The sequence below is a fragment of the Kitasatospora papulosa genome (assembly GCF_000717245.1).
GTDB classification, from domain to species: Bacteria; Actinomycetota; Actinomycetes; order Streptomycetales; family Streptomycetaceae; genus Streptomyces; species Streptomyces papulosus.
Map to the genome: position 1 here is coordinate 781,068 of NZ_JNYQ01000001.1, position 25,737 is coordinate 806,804.

At 72.1% G+C, this 25,737-nt stretch carries 25 protein-coding genes and 2 pseudogenes; 13 read left to right on the top strand and 14 right to left on the bottom strand.

Going from position 1 to position 25,737, the window contains the following annotated elements:
• The first annotated feature begins 5 nt into the window (after positions 1 to 5).
• Genes IA22_RS0103405 through IA22_RS0103425 form a run of 5 tightly spaced genes read left to right on the top strand, consistent with a single transcriptional unit; the run spans position 6 to position 4,335 of the window.
• Positions 6 to 1,709 carry an ATP-binding protein gene (locus tag IA22_RS0103405; protein ID WP_015576969.1) on the top strand — a complete coding sequence of 568 codons (1,704 nt, stop codon included), beginning with the start codon at positions 6 to 8 and terminating at the stop codon, positions 1,707 to 1,709.
• A gap of 5 nt (positions 1,710 to 1,714) precedes the next feature.
• Positions 1,715 to 2,125 carry a roadblock/LC7 domain-containing protein gene (locus tag IA22_RS0103410; protein ID WP_014156545.1) on the top strand — a complete coding sequence of 137 codons (411 nt, stop codon included), beginning with the start codon at positions 1,715 to 1,717 and terminating at the stop codon, positions 2,123 to 2,125.
• Positions 2,122 to 2,493 carry a DUF742 domain-containing protein gene (locus IA22_RS0103415; RefSeq protein WP_014156546.1) on the top strand — a complete coding sequence of 124 codons (372 nt, stop codon included), beginning with the start codon at positions 2,122 to 2,124 and terminating at the stop codon, positions 2,491 to 2,493. The genes IA22_RS0103410 and IA22_RS0103415 overlap by 4 nt, the downstream gene beginning before the upstream one ends.
• A complete protein-coding gene (locus IA22_RS0103420; RefSeq protein WP_014156547.1) occupies positions 2,474 to 3,079 on the top strand; it encodes a GTP-binding protein in 606 nt (201 codons plus the stop codon). The genes IA22_RS0103415 and IA22_RS0103420 overlap by 20 nt, the downstream gene beginning before the upstream one ends.
• On the top strand, positions 3,076 to 4,335 hold the full coding sequence (locus IA22_RS0103425; RefSeq protein WP_015576967.1) for a cytochrome P450: 1,260 nt from the start codon (positions 3,076 to 3,078) through the stop codon (positions 4,333 to 4,335). Before IA22_RS0103420 ends, IA22_RS0103425 begins: the two co-directional genes overlap by 4 nt.
• Positions 4,336 to 4,390: 55 nt before the next feature.
• On the opposite strand, the gene IA22_RS0103430 is transcribed toward IA22_RS0103425, so the two are convergent.
• Together IA22_RS0103430 and IA22_RS0103435 are read right to left on the bottom strand one after the other, a co-directional pair.
• Positions 4,391 to 5,422, bottom strand: a complete 1,032-nt coding sequence (locus IA22_RS0103430) for a 7-epi-alpha-eudesmol synthase (RefSeq protein WP_014156549.1) — start codon at positions 5,420 to 5,422, stop codon at positions 4,391 to 4,393.
• A 442-nt stretch (positions 5,423 to 5,864) separates the two neighbouring features.
• Positions 5,865 to 6,293 (bottom strand): pyridoxamine 5'-phosphate oxidase family protein, encoded by a 429-nt coding sequence (locus tag IA22_RS0103435; RefSeq protein ID WP_014156550.1) that lies wholly within the window; start codon positions 6,291 to 6,293, stop codon positions 5,865 to 5,867.
• A gap of 195 nt (positions 6,294 to 6,488) precedes the next feature.
• On the opposite strand from IA22_RS0103435, the gene IA22_RS0103440 reads away from it, so the two are divergent.
• Entirely contained in the window at positions 6,489 to 6,980 is a 492-nt protein-coding gene (locus IA22_RS0103440; RefSeq protein ID WP_030122698.1) for a GNAT family N-acetyltransferase, read from the top strand.
• Here the strand turns inward: IA22_RS0103440 and IA22_RS0103445 are convergent.
• The 3 genes and pseudogenes from IA22_RS0103445 to IA22_RS0103450 all read right to left on the bottom strand — a co-directional run.
• The gene (locus IA22_RS0103445; protein ID WP_030122699.1) at positions 6,973 to 7,875 is read right to left on the bottom strand and encodes a glycosyltransferase family 2 protein; all 903 of its coding nucleotides are present in this window, start codon (positions 7,873 to 7,875) and stop codon (positions 6,973 to 6,975) included. The two genes, IA22_RS0103440 and IA22_RS0103445, sit on opposite strands and share 8 nt — an antisense overlap.
• A gap of 76 nt (positions 7,876 to 7,951) precedes the next feature.
• Positions 7,952 to 8,533 (bottom strand): GNAT family N-acetyltransferase, encoded by a 582-nt coding sequence (locus IA22_RS33945; RefSeq protein ID WP_015576964.1) that lies wholly within the window; start codon positions 8,531 to 8,533, stop codon positions 7,952 to 7,954.
• Between the two features lie 280 nt (positions 8,534 to 8,813).
• Positions 8,814 to 10,025: pseudogene (locus IA22_RS0103450) on the bottom strand (MFS transporter); the annotation flags it as partial.
• Between the two features lie 105 nt (positions 10,026 to 10,130).
• Between IA22_RS0103450 and IA22_RS0103455 the strand changes: the two are divergent.
• Both IA22_RS0103455 and IA22_RS0103460 read left to right on the top strand, forming a co-directional pair.
• Entirely contained in the window at positions 10,131 to 10,742 is a 612-nt protein-coding gene (locus IA22_RS0103455; protein ID WP_030122701.1) for a TetR/AcrR family transcriptional regulator, read from the top strand.
• 72 nt (positions 10,743 to 10,814) lie between these two features.
• The gene (locus tag IA22_RS0103460) at positions 10,815 to 11,813 is read left to right on the top strand and encodes an aldo/keto reductase (protein ID WP_030122702.1); all 999 of its coding nucleotides are present in this window, start codon (positions 10,815 to 10,817) and stop codon (positions 11,811 to 11,813) included.
• Between the two features lie 61 nt (positions 11,814 to 11,874).
• Here the strand turns inward: IA22_RS0103460 and IA22_RS0103465 are convergent, their stop codons facing one another.
• From IA22_RS0103465 to IA22_RS0103480, 4 genes are all read right to left on the bottom strand, one after another.
• Positions 11,875 to 12,672 (bottom strand): SAM-dependent methyltransferase, encoded by a 798-nt coding sequence (locus tag IA22_RS0103465; protein WP_014156557.1) that lies wholly within the window; start codon positions 12,670 to 12,672, stop codon positions 11,875 to 11,877.
• Positions 12,673 to 12,826: 154 nt separating this feature from the next.
• Positions 12,827 to 13,681 (bottom strand): PhzF family phenazine biosynthesis protein, encoded by an 855-nt coding sequence (locus IA22_RS0103470; RefSeq protein ID WP_030122703.1) that lies wholly within the window; start codon positions 13,679 to 13,681, stop codon positions 12,827 to 12,829.
• 152 nt (positions 13,682 to 13,833) lie between these two features.
• Positions 13,834 to 14,298: a lamin tail domain-containing protein gene (locus IA22_RS0103475; RefSeq protein ID WP_014156559.1), complete on the bottom strand. Its 465-nt coding sequence runs from the start codon at positions 14,296 to 14,298 to the stop codon at positions 13,834 to 13,836.
• 137 nt (positions 14,299 to 14,435) lie between these two features.
• The gene (locus IA22_RS0103480) at positions 14,436 to 15,191 is read right to left on the bottom strand and encodes an SDR family oxidoreductase (RefSeq protein ID WP_030122704.1); all 756 of its coding nucleotides are present in this window, start codon (positions 15,189 to 15,191) and stop codon (positions 14,436 to 14,438) included.
• A 143-nt stretch (positions 15,192 to 15,334) separates the two neighbouring features.
• On the opposite strand from IA22_RS0103480, the gene IA22_RS0103485 reads away from it, so the two are divergent.
• Entirely contained in the window at positions 15,335 to 17,002 is a 1,668-nt protein-coding gene (locus IA22_RS0103485; protein WP_030122705.1) for an alkaline phosphatase D family protein, read from the top strand.
• Positions 17,003 to 17,066: 64 nt separating this feature from the next.
• Here IA22_RS0103485 and IA22_RS0103490 read toward each other — a convergent pair whose 3' ends face one another.
• The gene (locus tag IA22_RS0103490) at positions 17,067 to 18,074 is read right to left on the bottom strand and encodes a Gfo/Idh/MocA family protein (RefSeq protein WP_014156562.1); all 1,008 of its coding nucleotides are present in this window, start codon (positions 18,072 to 18,074) and stop codon (positions 17,067 to 17,069) included.
• An 82-nt stretch (positions 18,075 to 18,156) separates the two neighbouring features.
• On the opposite strand from IA22_RS0103490, the gene IA22_RS0103495 reads away from it, so the two are divergent.
• Entirely contained in the window at positions 18,157 to 19,554 is a 1,398-nt protein-coding gene (locus IA22_RS0103495) for a Bcr/CflA family multidrug efflux MFS transporter (RefSeq protein WP_030122706.1), read from the top strand.
• A gap of 147 nt (positions 19,555 to 19,701) precedes the next feature.
• On the top strand, positions 19,702 to 20,694 hold the full coding sequence (locus IA22_RS0103500) for a small ribosomal subunit Rsm22 family protein (protein ID WP_030122707.1): 993 nt from the start codon (positions 19,702 to 19,704) through the stop codon (positions 20,692 to 20,694).
• A gap of 27 nt (positions 20,695 to 20,721) precedes the next feature.
• On the opposite strand, the gene IA22_RS0103505 is transcribed toward IA22_RS0103500, so the two are convergent.
• On the bottom strand, positions 20,722 to 21,162 hold the full coding sequence (locus IA22_RS0103505; protein ID WP_015576955.1) for a VOC family protein: 441 nt from the start codon (positions 21,160 to 21,162) through the stop codon (positions 20,722 to 20,724).
• Positions 21,163 to 21,271: 109 nt separating this feature from the next.
• A pseudogene (ddaH, locus tag IA22_RS0103510) lies at positions 21,272 to 22,108 on the bottom strand (dimethylargininase); the annotation flags it as partial.
• Positions 22,109 to 22,282: 174 nt separating this feature from the next.
• Between ddaH and IA22_RS0103515 the strand changes: the two are divergent.
• Together IA22_RS0103515 and IA22_RS0103520 are read left to right on the top strand one after the other, a co-directional pair.
• Positions 22,283 to 22,912 (top strand): TetR/AcrR family transcriptional regulator, encoded by a 630-nt coding sequence (locus IA22_RS0103515; RefSeq protein WP_014156566.1) that lies wholly within the window; start codon positions 22,283 to 22,285, stop codon positions 22,910 to 22,912.
• 141 nt (positions 22,913 to 23,053) lie between these two features.
• Complete coding sequence (locus IA22_RS0103520; RefSeq protein ID WP_030122708.1) at positions 23,054 to 23,797, top strand: bifunctional DNA primase/polymerase; 744 nt, start codon at positions 23,054 to 23,056, stop codon at positions 23,795 to 23,797.
• A gap of 76 nt (positions 23,798 to 23,873) precedes the next feature.
• On the opposite strand, the gene IA22_RS0103525 is transcribed toward IA22_RS0103520, so the two are convergent.
• Both IA22_RS0103525 and efeU read right to left on the bottom strand, forming a co-directional pair.
• Positions 23,874 to 24,875, bottom strand: coding sequence for an SCO2278 family lipoprotein (locus IA22_RS0103525; protein WP_030122709.1), 1,002 nt, complete (start codon positions 24,873 to 24,875; stop codon positions 23,874 to 23,876).
• Positions 24,787 to 25,722 (bottom strand): iron uptake transporter permease EfeU, encoded by a 936-nt coding sequence (gene efeU, locus IA22_RS0103530; RefSeq protein ID WP_030122710.1) that lies wholly within the window; start codon positions 25,720 to 25,722, stop codon positions 24,787 to 24,789. The genes IA22_RS0103525 and efeU overlap by 89 nt, the downstream gene beginning before the upstream one ends.
• Between the last annotated feature and the right edge of the window lie 15 nt (positions 25,723 to 25,737).

Below are 25,737 nucleotides of genomic sequence, written 5' to 3' on the forward strand. Positions count from 1 at the left end.
TTTAGATGGAACTTGCCACTCCACCACCAGCGGCACGTGCACCCGTCGCCTGGTACGGCTGGTGGCTGATGCCGCTGGCCTTAGGAGCCGGAACCGTCGCCACCGCAGTGGCGGGACCTGAACAGGTCCAGATACCCGCGACGTTCGCGGGTGCCGCGGTCACCGTCGCAGGCGCCGCCTGTGTACGGCTCCTCGTCCGGACCCGGACCCAACTGGGCCGTGCGAAGAACGACTTCCTCTCGGCCCAGACCGAGCACTCCCAGCAGCGTTACGCGGATGTGCGCAGCCGGGAACAGAGGTTCGCCGCCGAACGCTCCGCCATCGAGGCGCAACTCGGCGAGCAGGCCGCGGCCTTCGAGGCCCGGCTCGCGGAGCAGGCCCAGGCGTACGAGGCCGGACTCGCCTCGCGGACCGACGCCATGGAGGGGCACCTCGCACTCCAGCAGGCAGCCGTCGCCAGGCTCGGCGACAGCGACCTCCCCGAGGCGATCCAGCGGCTGCGCGACGGCGAGGCCATCGACGACATCCTGGACGAGGCCGAACAGGACGCCCGGGTGAGCCCGGAGCTGCGCGCCGCGCAGCGCAAGGTCCTCAGAACCGCGCTGCTCGGTGTGGAAGAGGAGCTGAATCGTTCCACGTCGGCCGAGCAGGCCGTGGTCGGCATCGGCAGCCGGATCCACGTGCTGACGGGCCGTCTGCGCGGCCGTCTGCACGAGATGCAGGGCGAACACGGACGGCTGCCCGCGGTGGCCCAGGGACTCATGGAACTGGACCAGGAGATCGGTCCCGCCGACTGTCTCGCGGCCAGCATCGGAGTGCTCGGTGGCTCGGACCGGCCCGGACGCCAGTGGCAGGAGCCGCAGCGGCTCCTCAGCGTGGTGCGGGGCGGTATCGGCCGCATCAAGGACTTCAACCGCATCCAGGTCCGGCACCTGCCCGAACTCGGTGTCGACGGCGGCCTGGTGGACCACCTCACGCTGATCTTCGCCCACCTGCTCGACAACGCGGCGCGCTACTCGCCGCCCACCGAGCCCGTGGTCGTCTCCGGCAAGGAGGTCCCCAACGGCGTCGGCATCGAGATCCAGGACGCGGGCAAGGGGCTGAGCGACGAGCGCAAGCGCGAGGCGGAGCAGTCCATCGCCGGCACCGCTAAGGGTCCCGGCCTCGGAGGCATCTCGGAGGACGCCAACCTGGGCCTGCGCGTGGTGGGCGCCCTGGCGCGCCGCTACGGCATCCGGGTCACCTTCGCCGACTCGCCGTGGCTCGGCACCTCGGTGGTCGTGGTCGTTCCCCACAAGTACTTCAGCCACCTGTCCGCCCCCGTGACCGAGCCCGCCAGGCCCGTCGCGGGAAGGGCCGACCCGTCCGCCGGCCTCCCGGTACGGACCGCGCCGGTCCCCGAGCCGGCCGGGTACGCCGTGCCCGTGGAGAGCGCCGAGCCCACCGAGACCATGGACACCACACCCGGCGGCCTGCCCCGCCGCAGGAGCAGGCGGGCGGACGCGCCGAGCGCCCGCCAGGCCACCGCCGGACGGGCCATGGAGTCCGTGGCAGCCGTGCCGCCGGACGCCTCGTTCGCCGGTCTCGCCGCCTTCGCCACGGCCGGACGCGAGAGTGTCCCGCCCGCCGCCACGGCCGCGTACACCGGACCGGACGCCCGTGAGAAGAATGCCGGCCGCGAGATGAACCGCACGGAAGAGAGCGACTAGTCCACATGACGCAACAGGGAACCGACGTGAGCTGGGCACTCCGGGATCTGACGGAGAGCATCAGGGAGATCCGCTTCGCCCTCGTGGCCTCCAGCGACGGGAAGGCCATCACCTCCTACGGTGCCGAGGACCCGGACGACGTGGACCGCTTCGCCGCCGTGGTCGCCGGCCTGCAAGCCCTCGCGCAGCCCGTGGCCGAGCAATTCCCGAACTACGCGGGGCAGTTGCGCCTGGCGATGATCGAGGTCGACGGCGGTCACCTCTTCGTGGTGCGGGCGGGCGTGGAGACGTATCTCGGAGTTCTCGCCAAGGAGGGGCTCGACCAGGGCCTGCTCGGACATCAGATGAGGGACCTGGCGCGCAGGATGGGTGAGCTTCTCGGCACCAGCCCGCGCCTGGAGGAGCACTCTGGATGAGTGGTCCCCGCCGACCGACGGACCCGCCCGGTCTCGAGCGCTACTACGTCCTCACCGGAGGACGCAGCGGACCGGGGGGTTCGGCGTCGACCCTGGACGTGGCGACCCTCATCATCTCCCGCGCCGCGGCCGAGACGGGCCTGCAGCACGAGCACGAGGAGATTCTGCGGCGCTGCCGTGATCCGCTGTCGGTGGCCGAACTCGGCGCCCATCTCGGATTGCCCTTCAACATTCTCGCGGTACTCCTGGCCGATCTGCTGGACGCAGGCCGTGTCGAGGCCCGTGATCCCATCCCGGCGTCAGGCGCCGGCCGCGGGCCCGACCTCGCGCTCCTTGAGGAGGTACTCAGTGGACTTCAAAGGCTTTGACCATCCCGACCGGCAGACGGCCGGGGGCACCCGCTCGGTGAAGGTGATGATCGCGGGCGGATTCGGTACCGGGAAAACCACCCTGGTGCGATCGGTCAGCGACATCAAGCCGCTCACCACCGAGGAGACGCTGACCCAGGCCAGCGTCGACGTCGACGACCTGATCGGGGTGGCGGACAAGCAGGAGACCACCGTCAGCCTCGACTTCGGCAAGATCGGCCTGAACGAGGAGCTGGTGCTGTACCTGTTCGGGACACCCGGGCAGGAGCGGTTCTGGTTCCTGTGGAACGGCCTGTTCAAGGGCGCCCTCGGGGCCGTCGTGCTGGTGGACACCCGGCGGCTGGCCTCCAGCTTCCGGGCGATCGAGGAGATGGAGCGGCAGGACGTGCCCTTCGTCATCGCCCTGAACGTGTTCCCCGACTCCCAGGACCATCCGGTCGAGGAGATCCGCGACGCCCTGGACATCCCCGAGAACACCCCGGTGGTGACCTGCGACGCCCGTGACCGCAACTCCAGCCGTGACGTGCTGATCGCCTTGATCCGCCACCTCAAGGAACGCTCCGACTCAGCCCTGGAGCCCCGATGACCGAGCACTCCGCGAACGACGCGGAGGCCCCCCTCGGCGGCTGCCCCGTCATGCACGGCGACGGGTCCGAGCTCACCCGGCTCTACGGGCCGGAGGCGGCGATCGACCCGCAGGGCATCTACGGGCGGCTCCGCAAGGAGTACGGGGCGGTCGCGCCGGTGCTCCTGGAGGGGGACGTCCGCGCCTGGCTGGTCCTCGGCTACCGGGAGAGCCGGCGGGTGCTCGACAACCCCCTCCAGTTCAGCCGGGACTCGCGCATCTGGCGGGACTGGAAGGAAGGGGGCGTCGAGGAGACGTCGCCGCTGATCCAGATGCTCGGCTGGCGCCCCGACTGCGTGTCCCAGGACGGCGAGCCGCACCGCAGGCTGCGCAGGGCCGTCACCGACAACCTGGACACGCTCGCGGGACGCGGCATCCGGCGCCACGTCACGCACTTCGCGAACAAGCAGATCGACGCGTTCGCCGGGAAAGGCAGCGCCGACCTGGTGGGCGAGTACGCCGAGTACCTGCCGATGCTCGTGCTGACCCGGCTGTTCGGACTCCCGGCGGCCGGGGGGCGGAGCCTCGCGGTCTCCTGCGCCCAGGTCATCAAGGGCGGCCCGGACGCCCTGGAGCACAACGACCGCATCATGGAGATCCTCGGGGGGCTCGCCGAACGCAAGCGGGCCGAGCCCGGCCCCGACTTCACCACCGGGCTGCTCGCGCACGCCGCGGGCCTCGACGAGGGCGAGATCCTCAGCCATCTGCGCCTGGTGCTGATCACCGCCCACACCACGACCAGCAACCTGCTGGCACGGGTCCTGGAGATGGTCCTCACCGACGGCTCACGGCTCGCCGGGCTCGTCAGCGGCCAGCGGTCCGTCTCCGAGGTCGTCGAGGAAGTCATGTGGAACACCCCGCCGCTGGCGGTCCTGCCGGGGCGTTTCGCCACGGCGGACCTCGAGCTCGGCGGTACGCAGATCAAGGAGGGCGACCTGCTGGTGCTGGGGCTCGCCGCGGGCAACGCCGACCCGGACATCCGGCCGGACTCCGGTGTCTCCGTGCACGGCAACCAGTCGCACCTCGCGTTCAGCGGCGGGCCGCACGAATGCCCCGCGCAGAACATCGGCCAGGCCATCATCGAGACCGCCGTCGACGTCCTGCTGCACCGGCTGCCCGGGCTGCACCTGTCGGTACCCGCCGACGAGCTCACGGCCACGGCCTCCACCTGGGAAGCGCGTCTGGACGCCCTTCCGGTCGCGTTCGCCCCGGTCTGACCGCGCCCGCCGTCCCCGCCCGGCCGGGTCCTTCCGGCCGGGCGGGGACGTCGTGTCAGACGGCCAGCAGATCGTCCAGCGACCCCCGGCCGGCCAGTTCCGCCGTGGCGGCGGGGCCCTCCTTCGCGGCGGCGTACCGGCCCGAGGTCAGCGCCCACTCGTAGTTGCCGCTGATCCAGTGCTGGATGGCTTCCACGCCCATCCGCACCTGGTCCCGCTGCTCGGCGCCGAGACCGAGCTCCTGGCACATCGCCGGTACGCGCGCCTCGAGTGCGAGGTACTCCTCCAGGCACCGGGTGGTCATGCGGTACGCCTCGTCGGCGGCCTGCTCCCACGTGCCGCCGCGCTCGCGGTGCAGCACGGCGATGAGGTTGTGGCCGTCGCCGCGGCGCTTCTCCCGCTCGAAGGAGTGGATGTCGTTCATGAAGCCGATGGTGTCCGCGGCGAGGTCCCGCATCCTGACCATCAGCTCGTGCGCCTGCACCTGGGCCGGCACCTCGAAGCCGCGGCTGCGTTCACCCGCGTCGATGCTGTGGTGGATGCCCACGGTGCGGCGGCGGAAGTCCGCGTACTCCTCGATGCCGAGGGTTCCGGCCCGGCCCTCGGCAGCCAGGTCGACCTCCTCGGTGTGTGCCACGAGGAAGCGCCCCCAGGAGGCGGCGAACCTGGTCTTCCAAGTCAGGGACATGCCATCCGAGAGGTGGGCCCACACCTCCGCCCAGGCCACGGTGATCGGGCAGACCACGCGGGGGGCCGTCCCCGCGGGCCGGAGCGGCGTGGCTATCAGCTCCCGCGCGACCTCTGCTATGCGGTCCGCGCGGTCGGGGCTCCCCGAGTCGAACTGGTCGTCGAAGAGGAAGGCCAGGGAGAACCAGTTCATCAGGACGACCATGTCCTCGGCCGAGGCGTAGGGATAGGTCCGTGCCGCGGCCTGGGGCAGGTCCCAGGACTGGTACTCCTCGAACCCGGCCTGGCTGCGTACCAGGCCCATCTCCCACACCCAGCGCAGGTGGCGCTCCCGTGCGTGGGCGAGGTGCTTGCTGACCGGAGCCTGGAAGGGGAGGTCGAAGGTGACGTCCTGCGGCATTGGCGTCCTCTCTTGAGACGATTCACAGGCCCCCGTCCTGTGATCGGGGCGATCGGGATTGACGCCCATTGACTTGAAGTGCACGTTTTGAACCCGAATTTGATGGCTCATCATGTGCGCACTGATGCTGCCCAGACCCTAAACGATCTATGCCGCAAGATCGGCTTCGAGGATCACTTTCCGGAATCAGCGCTTCACCCGGTGCCCGCACTCCCGGTCGGAGCCCCTCGCGGTGGAGTACGGCGAGGTCGCAGGGGTGCGCCCGCGGCCACACCCGGCACACGCGACGGACGCGGCGGACAGGGGGGCGGAGGCCGCCCTCCCCGGGCGGTCCGCGGTGGTCCGCCTCCCGGAGACGGGGGAGGGGCGCCGTTTCGGCCGCCGCCCGGCGGCGGCGCGACGCGGAGCCCGCCCCCCGGGGGGACTCCGGGGACTCCGTGTCTCAGACCTCGCCCAGATCCGAGCTCAGCCAGTGCTGGGGACGCATGCGGACGACCACCTGCTCGCCGTGCTCCCTCCAGGCGAAGTCGACGTAGGCGTCGACCTTCTCGGCCGGCAGGTAGCGGGACGACATCTCCACCAGCTGTTCGCGGGTGGCCGGGACCGTGGCGACCACCGGGCCCTCGACGGAGACGTAGCGGACGGTCGGCGACACACGGTCGACCACGATGCTGAAGCGCCCCGCACGGGCGATGGCGACGCCTTTGCGCGAGTCGCGACCCGTCATGATCCACAGGTCGCCGCCCGGCTCGTACGCGTACCAGATCGGGACGGCGAGCGGTGCGCGGCCCTCCTCCGTCGCGTTCACCGCCACGGTGGCCACATGCGGTTCGGCCAGGAACTGTTCACGCTCTTCACGGGTCAGGGCCACAGCGGGGACTCCTCCGATTGCGGTGGTCGTTGCGTCGGGCCGCATTATCCGCCGGAACACCGGCCCGGCCGCGGACGGACACACGGGGAGGAGGGCCGCGGTCCGCGCGGCCGGGGGCTTCCGGACGCGCGGGGCGCCGGGCCGACGGACGCCCCTGGTATACCTGTGCGTTCACCACGGAGGGGGAGCGGGACGATGGCTCAGGACAGGTCCGTACGGCTGAGGGACGCGACCGACCGGGACGCGGAGGAGATCACCGCCGTCTTCCTCGCCTCGCGGGCAGCCGCGCTGCCCGGTCTGCGGCGGGTGCACAGCGACGAGGACACGCTCGCCTGGATCACCCATGTCCTGCTGCCCGGCAGCAGGACATGGGTGGCCGAGGGGGAGTCGGGGGAGCTGCTGGGCTTCGCCTCGCTCGACGGGGACGAGCTCGACCAGCTCTACCTGCGGCCCGACACGGTGCGGCAGGGCGTGGGCACACGGCTGCTGGAGCGGGTGAAGGCGGCCTCGCGCGGGGAGCTGAGCCTCTACACCTTCCGGCGCAAATCCGGCGCACGCGCCTTCTACGAGCGCCACGGCTTCGTCGCCGTGGCGTACGACGACGGCAGCCGCAACGAGGAGAACGAGCCGGACGTGCTGTACCGGTGGACGGCGGCCCGCCGACCGGGCCACCCGGACGTCAGATGACCGGCGGGCGGCCCAGGCGCGTCATGCGCCACACCGTGCTCCAGCGCATCGGACGGCGCACGCCGCACTCGGTGCGCACCCCCTCGGCGAAGCCGGCCGCCCAGGCGCGCAGGCCGGCGGCCGAGCGCGTACGGGCGACGGTGAGCAGGACCCAGGTGCCGAGGTAGGCGGGCACCAGGAGGAGGGGAAGGTTGCGGCGGGCCAGCCAGACGCGGTTGCGGGCGGTCATGCGGTAGTAGACCGCGTGCCGGGCCGGGGACGTCCTGGGGTGCTGGAGCAGCAGCCCGGGCTCGTAGAGGATCTTCCAGCCCGCGTCGAGGGCCCGCCAGGACAGGTCCGTCTCCTCGTGCGTGAAGAAGAACTCGGCGGGCCAGGGGCCGGTCTCCGCGAGCATCTTCATGGACAGCGCGTGGCCGCCGCCGAGGAACGCGGTGACCGGACCGCCACGCATCGGGTCCTTGGCGCGGAGGCGCGGGACGTGCCGGCGCTGGGTCTCGCCCCGTTCGTCCGCGATACGGAAGCCGACGATGCCGAGGCCGGGGTCGGCGGCGTACAGATCCCGGACCTTGCGGAAGACGTCCTTGTCCACCAGGAGTCCGTCGTCGTCCAGTTCGATCACCACGTCCACGTCGCCGAAGCCGGCGAGCGCGTCGAGGGCCTCGTTGCGGCCGCCGGGGCAGCCGAGGTTCTCGTCGAGTTCGAGCAGGGTGACCCCGCCGGCGAGGCCGGTCAGTCCGGGGAAGGCGCCGTAGTCGGGGAGGGGCGAGCCGTTGCCCACGACGACCACGCGGGAGGGGCGGACGTCCTGCATGGCCACCGACGCCAGCAGTGCCTCGACCTGCTCGGGGCGGTCTCCCATCGTCACGACGGATACACCGATGCGTGGTTCGGACAAGGCTCGGCTCCTGGGTTCCCGGTGGGCTGCGCGACCGCGGGTGCGCCGCGGTGCCCGTGATCGTAACGTCCCGCGTTCAGACCCCGGTGGGCGCCCGGTCATCGGGATGACGGTCCTCGTTCAACCGGGCGTAGATCAGCATGTCCCGGCGCCGGCCCCCGATCTCCCGCCAGCCGCGCAGCAGGCCCTCGCACCGGTAGCCGGCGCTCTCCGCGGTCCTCACCGAGGCCGTGTTCCAGGGCTCCATGAGGACCTGCGCCCGAGGGATGCGCAGCTCGTGCAGGGCCCACGTGGTGACCGTGCGCAGTGCCGCCCCCGCGACCCCCTGGCCGCGCCCTGGGGCCGTCATCCAGTAGCCGAGCGTCGCCCGGCCCTCGGCCGCGTCCGTGAGCCGGATCCCGATGGCGCCGACCGGCCGCCGGTCCCGGGTGCGCGCGATGGCGAACGGATACCCGGTCCCGGCGGCTGCCCGGTCCCACTGGCGCCGGACGAAGGCCTCCGCCGCCTCGTCGGAGTACGGCGAGGGAATCGTCGTGATCAGTGGGATGTAGTCGTCCGCCGCCGCCTCGCGGACGAGGGGCAGGTCGCTCATCTCCCACGGGCGCAGGACGAAATCGGCTCCGGCGGTCAGGCTGGGGACGGTCAGCGGTGGGGCCATGCCCGCCATCCTGCCGCGCCCGTGCCCCGCCGCAGGGGCCCGACTCACCCGGCGGGCGTACGGCTGCCGGACCGGCCGAGGAACACCCCCCCGCGAGCAGCGCTCCCGCGAGGACGAGGACGGAGTTGACCAGGACCGCCGCCGAGACACCGGACAGCACCGCACCGGGCCCGGTGGCCGTACCCGTCCGGGCGGTGACGACCGCGCTCATGACCGGGATGCCCAGGGTGATCCCGACCTGCTGCGTCATCGTGGCCAGCCCGGTGGCCAGGCCCTGTTCCGTGTCGGGGAGACCGGAGGTGGCGGTGACCATGAAGCCCACGATCATCAGCATGTTGCCGACGCCGCCGACGAAGGTCGCGGCCAGCAGGAACGCGATCCAGCCGTCCGAGGTGCCGAGCGCCACCAGGGAGAGCGTCGCGGCGGCCTGGGCGACGCCGCCGAGGACGATGGCGCGCCGGTTGCCGAACCTGCCGACCGCCCGTCCGCCGAGCAGGCCGCCGGTCACGGTGCCGGCCCCCAGCACGCCGAAGGCGAGTCCGGTGGCGAGCGGGGAGTAGCCGAGGACCTCCTGGAGGTAGAGCGTCAGCAGGAAGACGAGGGAGGTCTCCGTGACGAAGGCGATCAGCCCGGTGGCGTTCCCCCAGATGACGCTGCGCCGCCGGAGGATGTGCACGGGCACCAGGGGGGCCGCCGCCCGCTTCTCGACGAACCAGAACGCGACGAGGAGAGCGGCACCCGCCAGGAGGGCGGTCAGCGTGGTGGGCGTGGTCCAGCCGGACTCGCCGGCCTGCGTCAGTCCGTGGACGAGGAGGAGCAGACCGCCGGTGACGGCCGCGGCGCCCGGCAGGTCGAGCTTCGGACGCTCGGCCGGCCGGGACTCGGAGATCACGGACGGGGCGAGCGCGACGACGAGCGCGGCGACGGGGACGTTGACGAAAAAGGCCCAGCGCCAGGAGAGCAGGTCGGTCAGCAGGCCGCCGAGGACCGCCCCCGCCGTGAAACCCGCGGACATCAGGGCACCGTTGAGGCCGAGGGCGCGCTCGCGCAGCGGGCCCTCCTTGAACGCCGTGGTCAGCAGGGCGAGTCCGGCCGGCGTGACCGCCGCGGTGGCCAGACCCTGGAGGACGCGTGCGGTGAGCAGGACCTGCGGCGAGGTGGCCAGTCCGCCGAGCAGCGAGGACAGCCCGAGGACGACCATGCCGCCGACGAACAGGCGCTTGCGCCCGACGAGATCGGCGACGCGCCCGAGCAGGAGGGTGAATCCGGCCGCGGCGAGGGCGAAGGAGGTGGCGATCCACTGGAGGTGGCCGAGGGAGAACCCGAGCCCTTCGCCCACGGCGGGCAGGGCGACGTTCAGGATCGAGAAGTCGACGGCGATCATGAACTGTGCGCCGAGGAGGAGGACGAGGACGAGCTTCTGCCGGCCGGTCATCCGCGGTCCCGGAGTCCGGGGAGGCGCGGTGACGGATGCCGTGCTGGACGTGGACATGGGGTGCCCTTCCTGGAGACCCGAAGCTTTAATGGTTCTCTGGTTCCGTTAAGATGGAGCACACCGTAACAGGGGTCGGTCAACTAATGGAACTGGAGTGCCGTTATGGATGCGGTCGATGGTGAGCCGGGCACGGTCCGGCCCGGTGGTCGCACGGCCCGGGTGCGGGAGTCCGTGCTGCGCGCGGCCGGTGACGCGCTGGTCGAGCAGGGTTTCAACGGGCTCGATCTCGCCGATGTCGCCCGCCGCGCCGAGGTCGGCAAGACCACGGTCTACCGGCGCTGGTCCACCACGGCGGGACTGGTCGCCGACCTGCTGACGGACATGGCGGAGCAGTCCGAGCCGCGCAGCGACACGGGATCCCTGGACGAGGACCTCCGGGCCAACGCGCGTCTGGTGGTGCGGACGCTGACCGACGCGCGCCAGGGCCCCCTCTTCGCCGCCGTCGTCGCCGCCGCGACCTGCGACCGCCGGACGGCCGAGGCGCTGCACCGCTTCTACGCGGTGCGCATCGAGGAGTGGGCCGGCTGTGTCGACGCGGCCGCCGGCCGGGGTGAACTGCCCCCGGGCACCGATGCCCGCGAGGTGATCCGGGCGGTGTCGGCGCCGCTCTACTACCGGCTTCTGGCCAGCGGGGACCCGCTCGACGAGACGGTCGCCGACCGGGCGGCCGCGGCGGCGGCGGTCGCGGCGCGCGCGGGCGTGTACGTGAGCTGACGCAGGGGCGCGGGAACGGACCCGAGGGCGGCGCTTGACCTCCTGTGCACTTCAACTCCTAGCTTCTGCGGCATGAGGACCGAAACGGAACGGCGGCGCAGGACGCTCGGCGGCAGCGGGACGGACGTGGGTGCACTCGGCTTCGGGTGCTGGGCGATCGGCGGTGAGTGGTCGACGCCCGACGGGGGCCCGCTCGGCTGGGGCGTGGTCGACGACGACGAGTCGGTGGCCGCGGTCCGCCGGGCGCTCGACCTCGGGGTGACCTTCTTCGACACCGCGGACGTGTACGGGGCCGGGCACAGCGAGCGGGTGCTGGGCAGGGCGCTCGCGGGAAGGCGGGACGAGGTCGTCGTCGCCACCAAATGGGGCAACCTCTTCGACGAGCGGACCCGGACGATGGACGGCGCCGACCGGTCCCCGGAGTACGCCCGCCGGGCGCTCGTCGCCTCGCTGCGCAGGCTGGGGACCGACCGGATCGACCTGTACCAGCTGCACCTGGGCGACACCCCGCTCGCCGAGGCGGCGGAACTGCGCGACGCCTGCGAGGAGTTCGTGGCCGAAGGGCTGATCAGGTCCTACGGCTGGAGCACCGACGACCCGGGACGCGCCGCGCTGTTCGCCGCGGGTGAGCACTGCGCGGCGGTCCAGCACGCCTGCAACGTGCTGGAGGACGCCCCCGGAATGCTGGACCTCAGTGAGGAGCAAGGCCTGATCAGCGTCATCCGGAGCCCCTTGGCCATGGGCCTCCTCGCCGGGGCCCGGGGCAGGAGCCCACGGGCGGACGCGGGGGACATCCGGTCCGCCCCGCCCGCCTGGCTGAGCTGGTTCGAGGAGGGCGGGGTGCCGTCGGAGCACTGGGTGAAGCGGGTCGAGGCCGTCCGCGAGGTGCTGACGGCCGACGGCCGCACCCTGGCGCAGGGGGCACTCGGCTGGCTGTGGGCGCGCAGCGGACGGACGGTGCCGATCCCCGGCTTCCGGACCGTCGCGCAGGCCGAGGAGAACGCGGCCGCCCTCACCCGCGGCCCGTTGCGGCACGGGCAGATGGAGGAGATCGCCGGCCTGCTCGCCTGAGGCCCGGCACGCCGGTCCGTCCGAGCGGGCGCGGGCCGCCGCCCGTGTGGACGGGCCGGGGTCAGGCCTTGCGGGCCACCGCCACGTACTCCCCGCTGTGCGCGCCCTCCTGGCCGGGGACCGGCTCGCCGAGCTCCGGGTGCCACTCCTCGGCGGCCAGGATCCCGGGAGCGACCAGGTCGAGCCCGTCGAAGAAGCGGGCGAAGCGGTCGCGGTCACGCATGTCCAGGGTCAGGCCGTTGGCCCGGTACATGTCGCGGACCTTCTGGGACGCCTCCGCGGGGTGAAAGTCGGGAGTGAGGTGCGAGATCACCAGGTAACTGCCGGGCGCCAGCGCCGCGGTCAGCCGCTCCACCACCGCGTAGGCACCCATCTCGTCGCTCAGGAAATGCAGCAGCGCGTTCAGGGACAGGCCGACCGGGCGGTCGAAGTCGAGGACCTCGGCCGCCTCGGCCAGGATGCGGTCGGTCTCCCGTGCGTCGGCCTGCACATAGCCGAGAGCCCCCTCGGGGGTCCCGTTCAGCAGGGCCTGGGCGTGGCTGAGGACGACGGGGTCGTTGTCGCAGTAGACGACCCGGGCGTCCGGGGAGACGGCCTGGGCCACCTGGTGCAGATTGGGTTCGGTGGGGATGCCGGTGCCTATGTCCAGGAACTGCCGGATCCCCTGCCCCGCCAGCCACCTGGTGGCCCGGTGGGTGAACGCCCGGTTCATGCGCGCCATGACGGGGATGACGGGGGCGAACGCGGTCAGCCGCCTGCCCAGCTCCTCGTCCACCGGGTAGTTGTCCTTCCCGCCGAGGTACCAGTCGTACAGCCGCGCCGGGTGCGGCTTGCTGGTGTCGATGTCTGCAGGCGCCATCGCCGTCCCGTTCTCCGATGCGGGTATCGCCGCTCTGGGCGGCGATACCGGCTGACCGATCAACCTGGCAGCAGCATAGGGGCGTTGGGGTCGGACGAGGTGGGGCGGCCCTCCGCTACCGACTCGGGCGTGCCCGGCGGGCCCGCCCTCCCCGTCAGCCGATCCGGGTGCCCGTGCCGCTCACGCGGACACGGGCGTCCCCCGGCGTCAGCTCGACGGTGAGGGTGCCGGGGCGCCCCATGTCGGCGCCCTGGTGCAGGGTGAGGACCGCGTCGTCCGGGACCAGGCCGAGCTCCCGCGCGTACGCGCCGAACGCGGCGGCCGCCGCACCCGTCGCCGGGTCCTCGACCACGCCGCCGACCGGGAACGGGTCACGGACGTGGAAGACGGTGGCGGACTCCCGCCACGCCAGCTGCACGGTCGTCAGGTCGAGCCGGCGCATGAGGGCTTCCAGGCGGGCGAAGTCGTACGCCAGGTCCGCCAGCCGTTCCCGGGTCGCGGCGGCCAGCACCAGGTGCCGGGCGCCCGCGTACGCGATGCGGGGCGGCAGCGCCGGGTCCAGGTCCGCGGCCGGCCAGTCCAGGGCGGCCAGGGCCTCCGCCAGATCCTCGGGTGCGGCGTCCTCGGTGTGCGGCTCGACGCTGGTGAGGGTGGCGCGGAGCGCGCCGCCCTCGCGGACGACGGTGACCGGCACCGGGCCGGCGGGTGTGGAGAACACCAGGTCCCCCGGCCCGTCCCGCTCGGCGAGCGCGAGGGCGGCGGCGACCGTGGCATGGCCGCAGAAGGGGACCTCGGCCTTCGGACTGAAGTAGCGGACGGTGTGTCCGCCGTGCCCGTCCGGGTCGGTGAGGAAGGCCGACTCGCTGTAGCCCAGGTCCGCGGCGACGGCGAGCATCTCGGCGTCGCCGAGCCCGGACGCGTCCAGGACGACCCCGGCGGGGTTGCCCCCCTCCGGGTCGGCGGAGAACGCGGTGTAGCGGAGGACCTCGGTGCCGGAGTGTGTACTCATGCCACAGGCCAACCAGGGCCCCGGGCCCCGCATTCCCGGTGGCGTCACGGAGTGCCACCGGGAGACGTAGGGGGTGGTCCGGGGTCCTGACTCCCCGGCCCACCCCCTGGCCGCTCCACGGACCCCCCGGCCGTGGCGGCCGTTCACCTCGGTCAGTGGCAGACCTTCACGCCGTTGCCCTTGCCCCAGGAGCAGGAGTCCCGGAGGGTGCCGCTCGGCTTGATGAGCCGGGCCTTGTCGCCGGTGTTGTTCCAGACGTACGAGCCGCGGTTCCAGTACACGTGCGTGCCGGAGTTCTTGCCCTTGCCGGTGTGGACCCGGACCGTCTTGCCCGCGGCGACGGTGAAGCTCGGAAAGGTGTACGTATAGCCGGTGTCGTCCTTCAGCTTGTAGCCCTTGAGCTGCAGCTTTGCCTTGCCGTTGTTGTGGATGTCCACGTACTCGGCGTTGAGGGACGTGTTCGTCCGGGTGTCCTTGCCGGGGCTGTCGTACTGGATCTTGCCGAGGTGCAGCCCGCCCTGATGGGAGGCCGCCGAGGCCGGGGCAGAGGCGAGGAGCGAGCCGGCCAGTGCGGTGGCGGCGGCCAGAGCGAGGGGCGCGGCGGTACGTATGCGCATGTTGTGTGGTCCTTCTGTGTTCATTCGGTGAAGGTCAGTAGCATACGGGCGGTAGGAGCCCACCTGGTCCCACAGGCGGAAATTTGCAAATTCTGTCATTTGGCGGTCAGTTCGGGGCGAACTTCGGCTGGACTTGATCAGCCGCGACCCACATACGGCATGGCCGTCGCCAGTACCGTCGCGAACTGGACGTTGGCCTCCAGCGGCAGCTCGGCCATGTGCAGCACCGTCCGGGCCACGTCGTCGGCCGCCATGACGGGTTCGGCCGCCACCTCGCCGTTGGCCTGGAGGATCCCCGCGCTCATCCGCTCGGTCATGTCCGTCGCCGCGTTGCCGATGTCGATCTGCCCGCAGGCGATCCGGTACGGCCGGCCGTCCAGCGACAGCGACTTCGTCAGGCCGGTCACCGCGTGCTTCGTCGCCGTGTACGCGAGGGAGTGCGGGCGCGGCGCGTGGGCCGAGACCGACCCGTTGTTGATGATCCGTCCGCCCTGCGGGTCCTGTTCCTTCATCAGGCGGTACGCCGCCTGGGCGCACAGGAACGTACCCGTCAGATTGACGTCGACCACCGTCCGCCAGTCCTCGTACGCGAGGTCCTCGACCGGCGTCGAGCGCGGCCCGAACGTCCCCGCGTTGTTGAACAGCAGGTCCAGCCGGCCGAAGCGTTCCCGTACGGAGGCGAAGAGCGCGGCCACCTCGTCCGGATCGCTCACGTCGGTGGGCAGGCCGACCGCCGTGCCCGGGCCGGCCGCGGCGGCCGTCTCCTCCAGGGCGGCGGCCCTCCGTCCCGCCAGGGCCACGGTCCAGCCCGCACCCGTGAGGGTGAGGGCGACCGCCCTGCCGATTCCCGATCCCGCGCCCGTGACGACGGCGACTTTCCGCTCAGCGTTCATGGCCCGGCAGCGTACGGGAGGTTTCGCGGAGGGCGGCACCCAGGTGCTCATCGCACCGCCATTCGGATGTTGTGTACGTGCCAACGGAAAGTCGTCGTCCCGCACTCCAATGCCTCTGACAGCATCCGGCAGGGGAGGGGCACATGACACCCGCACAGATCAGCAGGACGCCCGGCCAGGACGGCCGGTCCGCCGAACTCCGCGATGCCGCACGCAGGCTCGGAGCCGGAGTGGGCCGCCGCCGTTTCCTCACCGTCACCGGTGCCGCCGCCGCGCTCGCCTTCGCGACCGGTCTGCCCGGCGCGGGCACCGCCGCGGCCGCCGAGCTCGACGCCCGGAGGATCACGGAGGACCCGTTCACCCTCGGGGTGGCCTCCGGGGACCCCCTGCCGACGTCCGTACTGCTGTGGACCAGACTCGCGCCCCGCCCCTTCGAGCCCGACGGCGGGCTGCCCGCCGAGCGCGTCGAGGTCCGCTGGGAGATCGCCCGCGACGAACGCTTCCGCCGCACCGTCCGGCGCGGGACCGCCACCGCCCACCCGGAGTTCGGGCACAGCGTCCACGTGGACGTGCGAGGGCTCGCTCCCGACCGGGGCTTCTACTACCGCTTCCGGGCCGGCGACTGGACCAGCCCCACCGGCCGCACCCGCACCGCGCCCGCTCCCGGCGTACGCAACAGCTCCCTGACACTGGCCGCCGTCTCCTGCCAGGCGTACCACGACGGCTACTTCACCGCCTACCGGCACCTCGCCGACGAGGACGTCGACGTGGTCTTCCACCTCGGCGACTACCTCTACGAGTACGCCGTCACGGCCGTCGGAGGCGCCCGCAACTACACCGACCGCGTCCTGCCCGGCCACTTCAACCGCGAGACGCTCACGCTGGACGACTACCGCATGCGGTACGGGCTCTACAAGTCCGACCCCGACCTGCGGGCCGCGCACGCCGCGCACCCCTTCGTCGTCACCTGGGACGACCACGAGACCGAGAACAACTACGCGGGCGACACCCCGGAGAACAGCGTCCCCCCGGAGGAGTTCCTGCTGCGCAGGGCCGCCGCCTACCGGGCCTACTGGGAGAACCAGCCGCTGCGCGCCCCGCAGCGCCCCACCGGCCCCGACATGCGGCTCTACCGGCGGCTGCGCTTCGGCCGGCTCGCCCAGTTCGACATCCTCGACACCCGCCAGTACCGCAGCAACCAGGCCTACGGCGACGGCTGGAAGGTCCCCGGGCCCGAGTCCGAGGACCCGGCGCGCACCATGACGGGAGCCGCCCAGGAACGCTGGCTGATCGACGGCTGGAAGGCCTCCGACGCCCGCTGGAACGTCGTACCCCAGCAGGTCACCTTCGCCCGCCGGCGCGACGTCCCGTCCGACGCCTACAAGCTGTCCATGGACTCCTGGGACGGCTACCCCGCCTCCCGGCAGCGGATCATGGACGGCGCCGAGGCCGCCGGGATCGAGAACCTGATGGTGCTCACCGGTGACGTGCACGTCGGCTACGGCTTCGACCTCAAGAAGGACTTCGACGACCCGGCCTCCCGGACCGTCGGCACGGAGATCGTGGCCACCTCGATCACCAGCGGCAAGGACGGCTCCGAGAAGCCGGCCAACTGGAACAACCTGACCCAGGCCAACCCGCACATGAAGTTCTACAACGGGCGCCGCGGCTACGCACTCGTCACCCTCGGCACGCGCGAGGCACGCGCCGACTTCCGCACGGTGTCGGCCGTCACCACGCCCGGCGCGCCGGTCGGCACGGCGGGCTCCTTCGTGACCGAGGCCGGCAACCCGGGGCTCACCCCCGCCTGACCCGCAGCCGGTACCGGTCCGGGGCCCGCCTGCCCGGACCGGTACCGAGGAGAGGGACCGTGTCTCAGGCGCGGTCGTCCGCCGGGTAACGGACACCGATCCGGTCACGCACCGCGTCGAGCGTCCGCATCACGGCGAGCGAACCGTCCAGCGGCACCAGCGGCGACTCCGTCTCGCCCGCCAGCAGCGCGCGCGTCACCTCGGCCGCCTCGTACTGCATCCCCGAAAGGCCCTGCGGGCCGGGGCCCGTGACGACCTTCTCCGGCTCCCGGCCCGACCGGTGGAGGAAGAAGTGGTCCGGGTGGAAGAAGTCCCGGGGGAGGTCGATCCGCCCCTCCGTGCCGGTGACGGTCGCGGAGGTGGGCAGGTTTGCGACGATCGAGCAGCTCAGCAGCGCGGTGGCACCGGAGTCCCACCCCAGCAGCATCCCGGTGTTCAGGTCGACACCCTCCGGGGACAGCAGCGCGTCGGCCTGCACCCGGTCCGGTTCCCCCAGCAGCAGCTGGGCGAACGACACCGGGTAGACCCCGAGGTCCAGCAGCGCGCCGCCGCCCAGTGCGGGGTCGCGCAGCCGGTGCTCGGCCCCGAAGGTGCCCGCGAAGCCGAAGTCGGCCTGCACCGTGCGGATCTCACCGATCGCGCCGTCCCGCACCAGCTCGGTGATCCGGCGGATCAGCGGGTTGCAGTACGTCCACATGGCCTCCATCAGGAACAGCCCGCGCTCCCGGGCCAGTCCGGCCAGCTCCCGCGCCTCACGCGCGTTGAGCGTGAACGCCTTCTCGCACAGGACGTGCTTGCCGGCCTCCAGGGCGAGCCCCGCCGCCTCCCGGTGCGCCGAGTGCGGGGTTGCGACGTACACGACGTCGACGGAGTCGTCCGCGACGAGCTCCGCCCAGCTGCCGTACGCCCGCTCGATCCCGAACCGGTCGGCGAAGGCCCTCGCGGAGGCCTCGGTACGGGAGGCGACGGCCACGACCTCGGCCCCGGAGTCCGGCATCGCCAGCAGGTCCTCGGTGAACCTCGCGGCTATGCCGCCCGTCGCCAGAACACCCCAACGCACAGTCCCGCTCATGCCGCCCGCCCTCACACAAAGGTATCGACCACTACGACTGACCTGAGAGCATAGATGCGGATTCAACGAAGCGGAGAAGAGGATGCCGGACAGCGGCGCGAGCCGGGCCCAGCAAGAGCACGAGCACATACCGACGAAGAACACCGAAGGCGCCGCACTCGGCGCCCAGGCCACCGCCACCCCCACCGCCGCGGGTGTGCCGGCCATCTCCACCCCCCTCGCGCCAGGCATTCCGGGCGCCCCCACGACCACCGCACGGCGGGCCGGCCTCCTGGTCACCCTGGTGCTGGGCGGGCTCACCGCCCTGCCGCCGCTCTCCATGGACATGTACCTCCCGGCACTCCCGGAGGTCACCGACGCGCTGCACGCCCCCGCCGCGACGGTCCAGCTCACCCTGACGGCCTGCCTCCTGGGCATGGCGCTCGGCCAGCTCGTCGTCGGCCCCATGAGCGACCGCTGGGGCCGGCGCACCCCGCTGCTCCTCGGCATGGTCGTCTACGTGATCGCCACCGCGATCTGCGCCGTCGCCCCCACCGCGGAACTCCTCATCGGCTTCCGCCTCCTGCAAGGCCTGGCCGGCGCCGCGGGCATCGTGATCTCCCGGGCCGTCGTACGCGACCTGTACGACGGCGACGAGATGGCCCGGTTCTTCTCCACCCTCATGCTGATCTCGGGAGTGGCGCCCGTCGTCGCGCCCGTGATCGGCGGCCAGGTACTGCAGTTCACCGACTGGCGCGGCATCTTCGTCGTCCTCACCGTCGTCGGCGTGCTGCTCACCTTCGTCGTCTGGAAGTGGCTCCACGAGACACTTCCCGCGGCGGAGCGGCACACCGGGGGTGTCGGCGACGCGCTGCGGACCATGCGCGGGCTGCTGGCCGACCGGGTGTTCACCGGCTACATGATCGCGGGCAGCCTCGCCTTCGCGGCGCTCTTCGCCTACGTGAGCGCCTCGCCGTTCGTCGTGCAGGAAATCTACGGGGCCTCGCCGCAGACCTTCAGCCTGCTCTTCGGGATCAACTCCATCGGGCTGATCGCCGTCGGCCAGATCAACGGCAAGCTGCTCGTCGGCAGGGTCAGCCTGGACAAGGCACTCGGCCTCGGCCTCGCCGTGATCTCCGTGGCGGCGGTCGCCCTGCTGCTGATGACCTCCGGGGTCTTCGGCGAGGTCGGCCTGGTGCCGGTGGCCGCCGGGCTGTTCGTGCTGATGTCGGCGATGGGCCTGGCGATGCCCAACACCAACACCCAGGCCCTCATGCGTACGAGGCACGCCGCCGGCTCGGCCTCCGCGCTCCTGGGGACGTCCCAGTTCCTGATCGGTGCCATCGCCTCACCTCTGGTCGGGATCGCCGGCGAGAAGACCGCCGTGCCGATGGCCGTCGTGCAGGTGGTCTGCGCGCTGGCCGCGGTGACGTGCTTCCTGCTGCTGTGCAGGCCGTGGCGGGACGCGGGCGCCGCGCGGGAGCCGCTCGCCAAGGACTGAACGGCGCCGCTGCGAGGGCGGACCGCGCACAGGGCCCGGACGGGACGGAACCGTCCGGGCCCTGTGCGTGTCCCAACAGCCCGCAGGCCGGGCCCGCACCGGCCACCGGACTGCGGGCGGAGGGCCCACTGCGCCTACAATTCGGCGGTGAACGCCACCCTCCCCACCGCGGAAACCCTGCGTGCGGCGCTGGCCGCCCTGCTCGACGGGCTGCCCCCGACCCAGGCCGCGCAGGCCGTCGACCGGCTGATCGCCAGCTACCGCGGTACCACCCCCACCGACGCCCCCATCCTGCGGGACCGCTCGGACGTCGCCGCGTACGCCGCCTACCGGATGCCCGCGACCTTCGAGGCCGTACGGTCCTGCCTCGACGCGCTCCGCGAGGCCGCGCCGGGCTGGGCGCCCGCCACCCACACCGACATCGGGGGCGGCACCGGCGCCGCGAGCTGGGCGGTCGCCGGAGCCTGGGACGGGACGCGGACGACGGTCCTCGACTGGTCCGAGCCGGCCCTCGCACTCGGCCGTGAGCTGGCCGAGGCCTCCGGCATCCCCGGGCTGCGGTCCGCCACCTGGGAGCGGGCGAGGATCGGTACGTCACCGGCTCCGGCGCCCACCGACCTGGTGACCGTCTCGTACGTACTCAAGGAGCTCACGGCCGAGAACCGGGCCGTGGTCGTGGACGCCGCCGCGGCCGCGCAGGCCGTGGTGATCGTGGAACCAGGCACCCCGGACGGCTACGACCGGATCATCGAGGCCCGCGACCGGCTGATCGGCGCCGGCCTGACCGTCGCCGCGCCCTGTCCGCACGACGACGCCTGCCCCATCGAGCGCGGCACCGACTGGTGCCACTTCTCGGCCCGTGTCAGCCGCTCGTCCCTGCACCGCCAGGTGAAGGGCGGCTCGCTCAGCCACGAGGACGAGAAGTTCAGCTACGTCGTGGCGACGCGGTTCCCCACCGTGCCCGCCACCGCACGGGTCACCCGCAAGCCGCAGATCCGCAAGGGACAGGTGCTGCTGGAGCTCTGCACGAAGGACGAGGCCCTGCAACGCGCCACGGTCACCAAGCGGCACGGCCCGCTCTACCGTGCCGCCCGGGACACCGCGTGGGGCGACGCCTGGCCGCCGCCCGAGGACGACTGACGGGTGCGGCGGGGCCCGGTCCGCCCCTCAGCGCAGTTGCTCGGCCAGTCCGACGATGATGCCGTCCGGGCCGCGCAGGTAGCAGAGGAGATAGCTGTCCTCGAAACGGGCGATCCCGCCGACGAGTTCGCCGCCGTGCGGCCGCAGGCGCGCGACGGTGTCCTCGATGTCGTCGACCGCGAACATGACGCGGTGCGTGCCCAGGACATTGTGGGGCCGGTCGCTCGCCCCGGCGTCGATCGCCCGGGGGCTGCGGTACTTCGCCAGTTCGAGCCGGCTGTGCCCGTCCGGGGTCCGGACCATCGCGATGTCGCAGTGCACGCCGTCGAGCCCGGTGCACCGGTCGGCGAAGGGACCCTGGACCTCGCCCCTGCCCTCCAGCTCCATACCGAGTTCCACGAAGAACGCGATGGCGGCGTCCATGTCCTCGACCACGATGCCGACGTTGTCCATCCGCTGAACCGCCATCTGCGTCTCTCCCTCGTCCTCGTGCGGCCGGTGGTGGCCGCTCACCGTCCTGGGACGGAGCCGCTGGCACGTTCTCGACATCTCCACCGGCACGTTTCGGAGGCCGGGCTCAGGCCCGCAGCTCCTGGGTGCAGCACTTCACGCTGCCGCCGCCCTTGAGCAGTTCGCCCAGGTCCATCGGCACCGGCTCGAAGCCCCGGTCCCGCAGCGGGTCGAGGAGGCCCACCGCGGCCTGCGGCAGCAGCACGTGGCGGCCGTCGCTGACCGCGTTGAGGCCCAGCCGGGCGGCGTCCGCCTCCTCGGCCAGCAGCGCGTCCGGGAAGAGCCGGGCCAGCACCGACCGGCTGCCCGGCGAGAAGGCCCCGGGGTAGTACATGATCTCGTCGGCCGCCTCGTCGAGCACGCACAGTGCCGTGTCCAGGTGGTAGTAGCGCGGGTCCACCAGGTCGAGGCCGATCACCGGGCGGCCGAAGAACTCCTGGGCCTCGTCGTGGGAGAGCGGACTCGACCGGAAGCCACGCCCGGCCAGCAGGTACGAGGCGGTCACGGCGAAGTCGCCCTCGCCTTCGTTGACGTGGGCCGGCTCGTGGATCTCGGTGAAACCGTTGGCCCGGAACCACTCCCGGTGCGCCTCGGCCTCCGCGAAGCGCTCCCGGTAGGCGAACAGGGCACCCAGCACGCGTCCGTCGATCACGGTGGCCCCGTTGGCGGCGAACACCATGTCGGGCAGGTCCGGGCGGGGGGTGAGGAGCTCCACGGTGTGGCCGAGGGCCCGGTAGCGGTCGCGCAGGTCCTCCCACTGGGTGGTTGCCAGGGGCAGGTCGACGGGCTTCGACGGATCCATCCACGGGTTGATGGAGTACGTGACCTCGAAGTGGGCCGGGGCGCACATCAGGTAGCGACGAGGGGTGGCGTCACGGGTCAATGAAGGCTCCTCACGAACGGCGGCCTCCGCCGCGGCACGGTGGGATGCGCACGGGGTGTGTGCGTGAGTTCATGGTGCGCCGGACCGGGCCGTTGCGCTGTGATCCGTTCGGGTGGTTCACACGGACGGGAAGGTGGGTAGGACGGCACCGGACAAGACGATACGTACCGGACCGTGACCCTCTAGGGTGGCCGGATGTCACCTCACAGGACCCCCGACTCCAGCCGCCGCAGCGACCGCTCCCGCCGCGCGATCCACGAAGCCGCGCTCGCCCTCGTCGGCGAGGTGGGGTACGCCCGGACGACCATCGAGGGCATCGCCGCCCGCGCCGGGGTCGGCAAGCAGACCATCTACCGCTGGTGGCCGTCGAAGGCGGCCGTGCTCCTGGACGCGTTCCTCGACATGGCCGCCCGGCAGGCGGCGGAGGCGGACGCCTCCGGCGGAGGCGGCGAGGGAGGCATCCCCGACACCGGCGATCTGGCCACGGACCTCAAGCTGGTCCTGCGCGCCACGGTCGACGAACTGAACGACCCCGCGACCGAGGCGCCCACCCGCGCCCTGACCGCCGAAGGTGTCGTGGATCCGGTCCTCGGGGCCCAGTTCGTCGAGAGTCTGCTCGAACCGCAGCTCCAGTTGTATGTCACACGGCTGCGGGCCGGCCAGGAGTCCGGCGAGGTGCGCGCGGACGTCGATCCACGGGTCGCCGTGGAGCTCCTGGTCGCCCCTCTCGCCCACCGCTGGCTGCTCAGAACGCTCCCGCTCACCCACGCCTACGCGGACGCCGTCGTCGACCACGCCCTCCGGGGACTCTCGGCCCGCGGCTGAATCCGGCCATGATCCCCATGACCCTCCGTACACGCAAGGAAGCCACCGCGTGACCGTCGGGGTACCCGCTTGGCCACTTCGGCCACCCGAGGAGCAGGATGGTGCGACCATGGACGGGTAACCACTCAGGTGAGGGGATAGATGGGCGCCGATTCCGGCCGCTATCGCGGCACAGAGGGCAGGATTTCCCAGTGGCTGCGCAGGCGGCCCAAACCGCAGCCGGAGGCCGACGACGCGGCGCGGCTGGAGCTGCTCCTGGCCGTCGCGGAGGCAGGAATGCCGATCTCACCCGCCGCGCATCCGTCCGGCTACCGATGTTCCTGCGAACGCATCGGCTGCCCCACGCCCGCGCGGCATCCCATCTCCTTCGCCTGGCAGACGCAGTCCACGACGGACCGCGGCCAGATCGAGCGGTGGGCGGCCAACCAGCCGCTGGCCAACTTCATCACCGCCACCGGCATGATCCACGACGTCCTCGACGTCCCCCTCGCCGCCGGGCAGGCCGCGCTCGACCGGCTCACCGCCGCGGGCATCGACGTCGGGCCCGTGGCCCGGTCCGGTGCCGACCGGATGCTCTTCTTCACCGCCACCCGCGGCACACCGGACGACGAGGACGAGTGGTGGCCGTGCGAGCTGGACTGCCACCCCGAGACCATGGACGAGCATCCCGGTCTCCGCTGGCACTGCCGGGGCAGCTACGTCCTCCTGCCCCCCGCGAGGCTTCCCGGTGATCTGGACGTGCACTGGATCCGCGGACCGGAGAACCCGCTGCCCGACCCGCTGACCCTGCTGGAGACCCTCACCGACGCCTGCGCGCAGTACGCGGACACGGCCGACGAAGGCGAGCTCGACCACGGATCGGTGGCCTGGCCGCTCAGCCGCTGAGGATGTGACGGCCCGGCCACCGCGGGACCCGCCGGGCCGTCCGGGGCCGCGGCTCCGGACGTGCCGTCCGCAGCTGTCAGGACCCCTGGGCCGCGACCAGACCGGGCAGCCGGTTCAGCACGCGTACCCGGCCGCCGGTGCCCCCGTCCGCGCCCTTCGGCGGTACGTAGACCAGCTGACTGGAGACCCGCTCCTTGGTGAGGGTGCTCTTCACCTCACCGGTCAGCAGCGCCCGCACGTCCGCCGTCACCGTCGGACGCAGCCCCTCGGCAGCCGTCTGCCGCTCGAAGTGCTTGCTGCTGAAGAAGACCAGTGCCCCGCCGTCCTCCGTCGTCAGGCCGAGGGGCGCGAACGTCCCGGAATCCAGCTCCTGGTCGATGTACTGGTACGAGAAGCCCGCTCTGCGGGTGTTCTTCCGGGCGTCCCGCCAGCCCGAGGTCATCGACCCCGGGGCGAACACGTCCGGCGCGCCGTCGGTGAGGTAGTCCGTGTACGTCGTGCTCAGGTCCGCCGGCGGGGTGGCCAGCGCGGCGTCCGTGTCCGCGGAGGGGACGGGCTCGGCCCAGCCGTCGGCGTCCTTACGGAACTTCGGGATCTCGGACGGTGAGGCGACCGCCAGATAGGCGGCCTTCCACGGCGCGTCCGGCCCGGTGCGGACGAACGCCAGCAGCCAGCGGGTGTCCGCCTTCTCGCTGTCCTGGTCGCGGTTGGAGTCGGTGTCCGCGAGGAACCAGCGCGGCCAGCCCGCCTTCTTGGGGATGGTGTACGACGCGTCGGTCAGCTCCAGCGGCTCGTGCTCGGGGTTGCCCTGCGGGTTGTTCTTGCGCCGCGCGGCCAGACCGGCCTGGTTGATCGCACCGAGCGAACCGGTCACCCGGTCCTCGTCGAGCGCCGGATCGTACGCCTTGTCGGCCTTGTTGTAGGCGGCGGTGAAGTCCTCGAGTGCCTTCGCGGCCTCGGCCTTCGTGGCTCCCGGTACTACTTCCAGTTCACCGTGTACCGTCACGCAGCCGCTCGCCGTCACGACCAGTACCGTTGTCGTCGCGAGCCCCGCCGCCAGTCGACCCAGCCTTCTCATCCGTTGCCTTCTGCGCCTTCTGATCCGTCGTCCGCACTGACCGCCTGAACCCTACCGGGGCGAGGAACAGCGCGAGCGTGGGGATGAGATACAGCGCCCACACCGTGACCTGAAGGACGGTCGGGTCCGCCTGGAAGTTGAAGACGCCCTTGAGCAGGGTGCCGTACCAGCTGTCCGGCGGGATCGTGCTCGTGACGTCGAACGCCTTGTTACCCAGACCGCCGAGGAAGCGCGCCTCCTGCAGGTCGTGCACGCCGTAGGCCAGCACTCCCGCCGCCACCACCACGAGCATGCCGCCGGTCCAGGTGAAGAACTTCGACAGGTTGATCTTCAGCGCGCCCCGGTAGAACAGCCAGCTCAGCACGACCGCGGTCGCGATGCCCAGCAGCACCCCGATCAGCGGCGACGACGACCCCTCACCGCTGGCCCGCACCGACGCCCACACGAACAGCGCGGTCTCCAGGCCCTCACGGCCCACCGCCAGGAAGGCGGTGGCGACCAGGGCGCCCGTGCCCATCGCGAGGGCCGAGTCCAGCTTGCCGTGCAGCTCCTTCTTCAGGTGCCGCGCGGTACGCCGCATCCAGAACACCATCCAGGTCACGAGCCCGACGGCGATGATCGACAGCGAGCCGCCGAGCATCTCCTGCGCCTCGAACGTCAGCTCCTGGGAACCGAATTCGAGCGCCGCGCCGAACGCCAGCGAGATGGTGCAGGCGATGGCGATGCCGGTCCACACCGGGCGCAGCGCGTCGCGGCGCCCGGTCTTGACCAGGTAGGCGACGAGGATGCAGACGACCAGGCCGGCCTCCAGGCCCTCGCGCAGGCCGATCAGATAGTTGCCGAACATGCCGGTCCTTCCAGG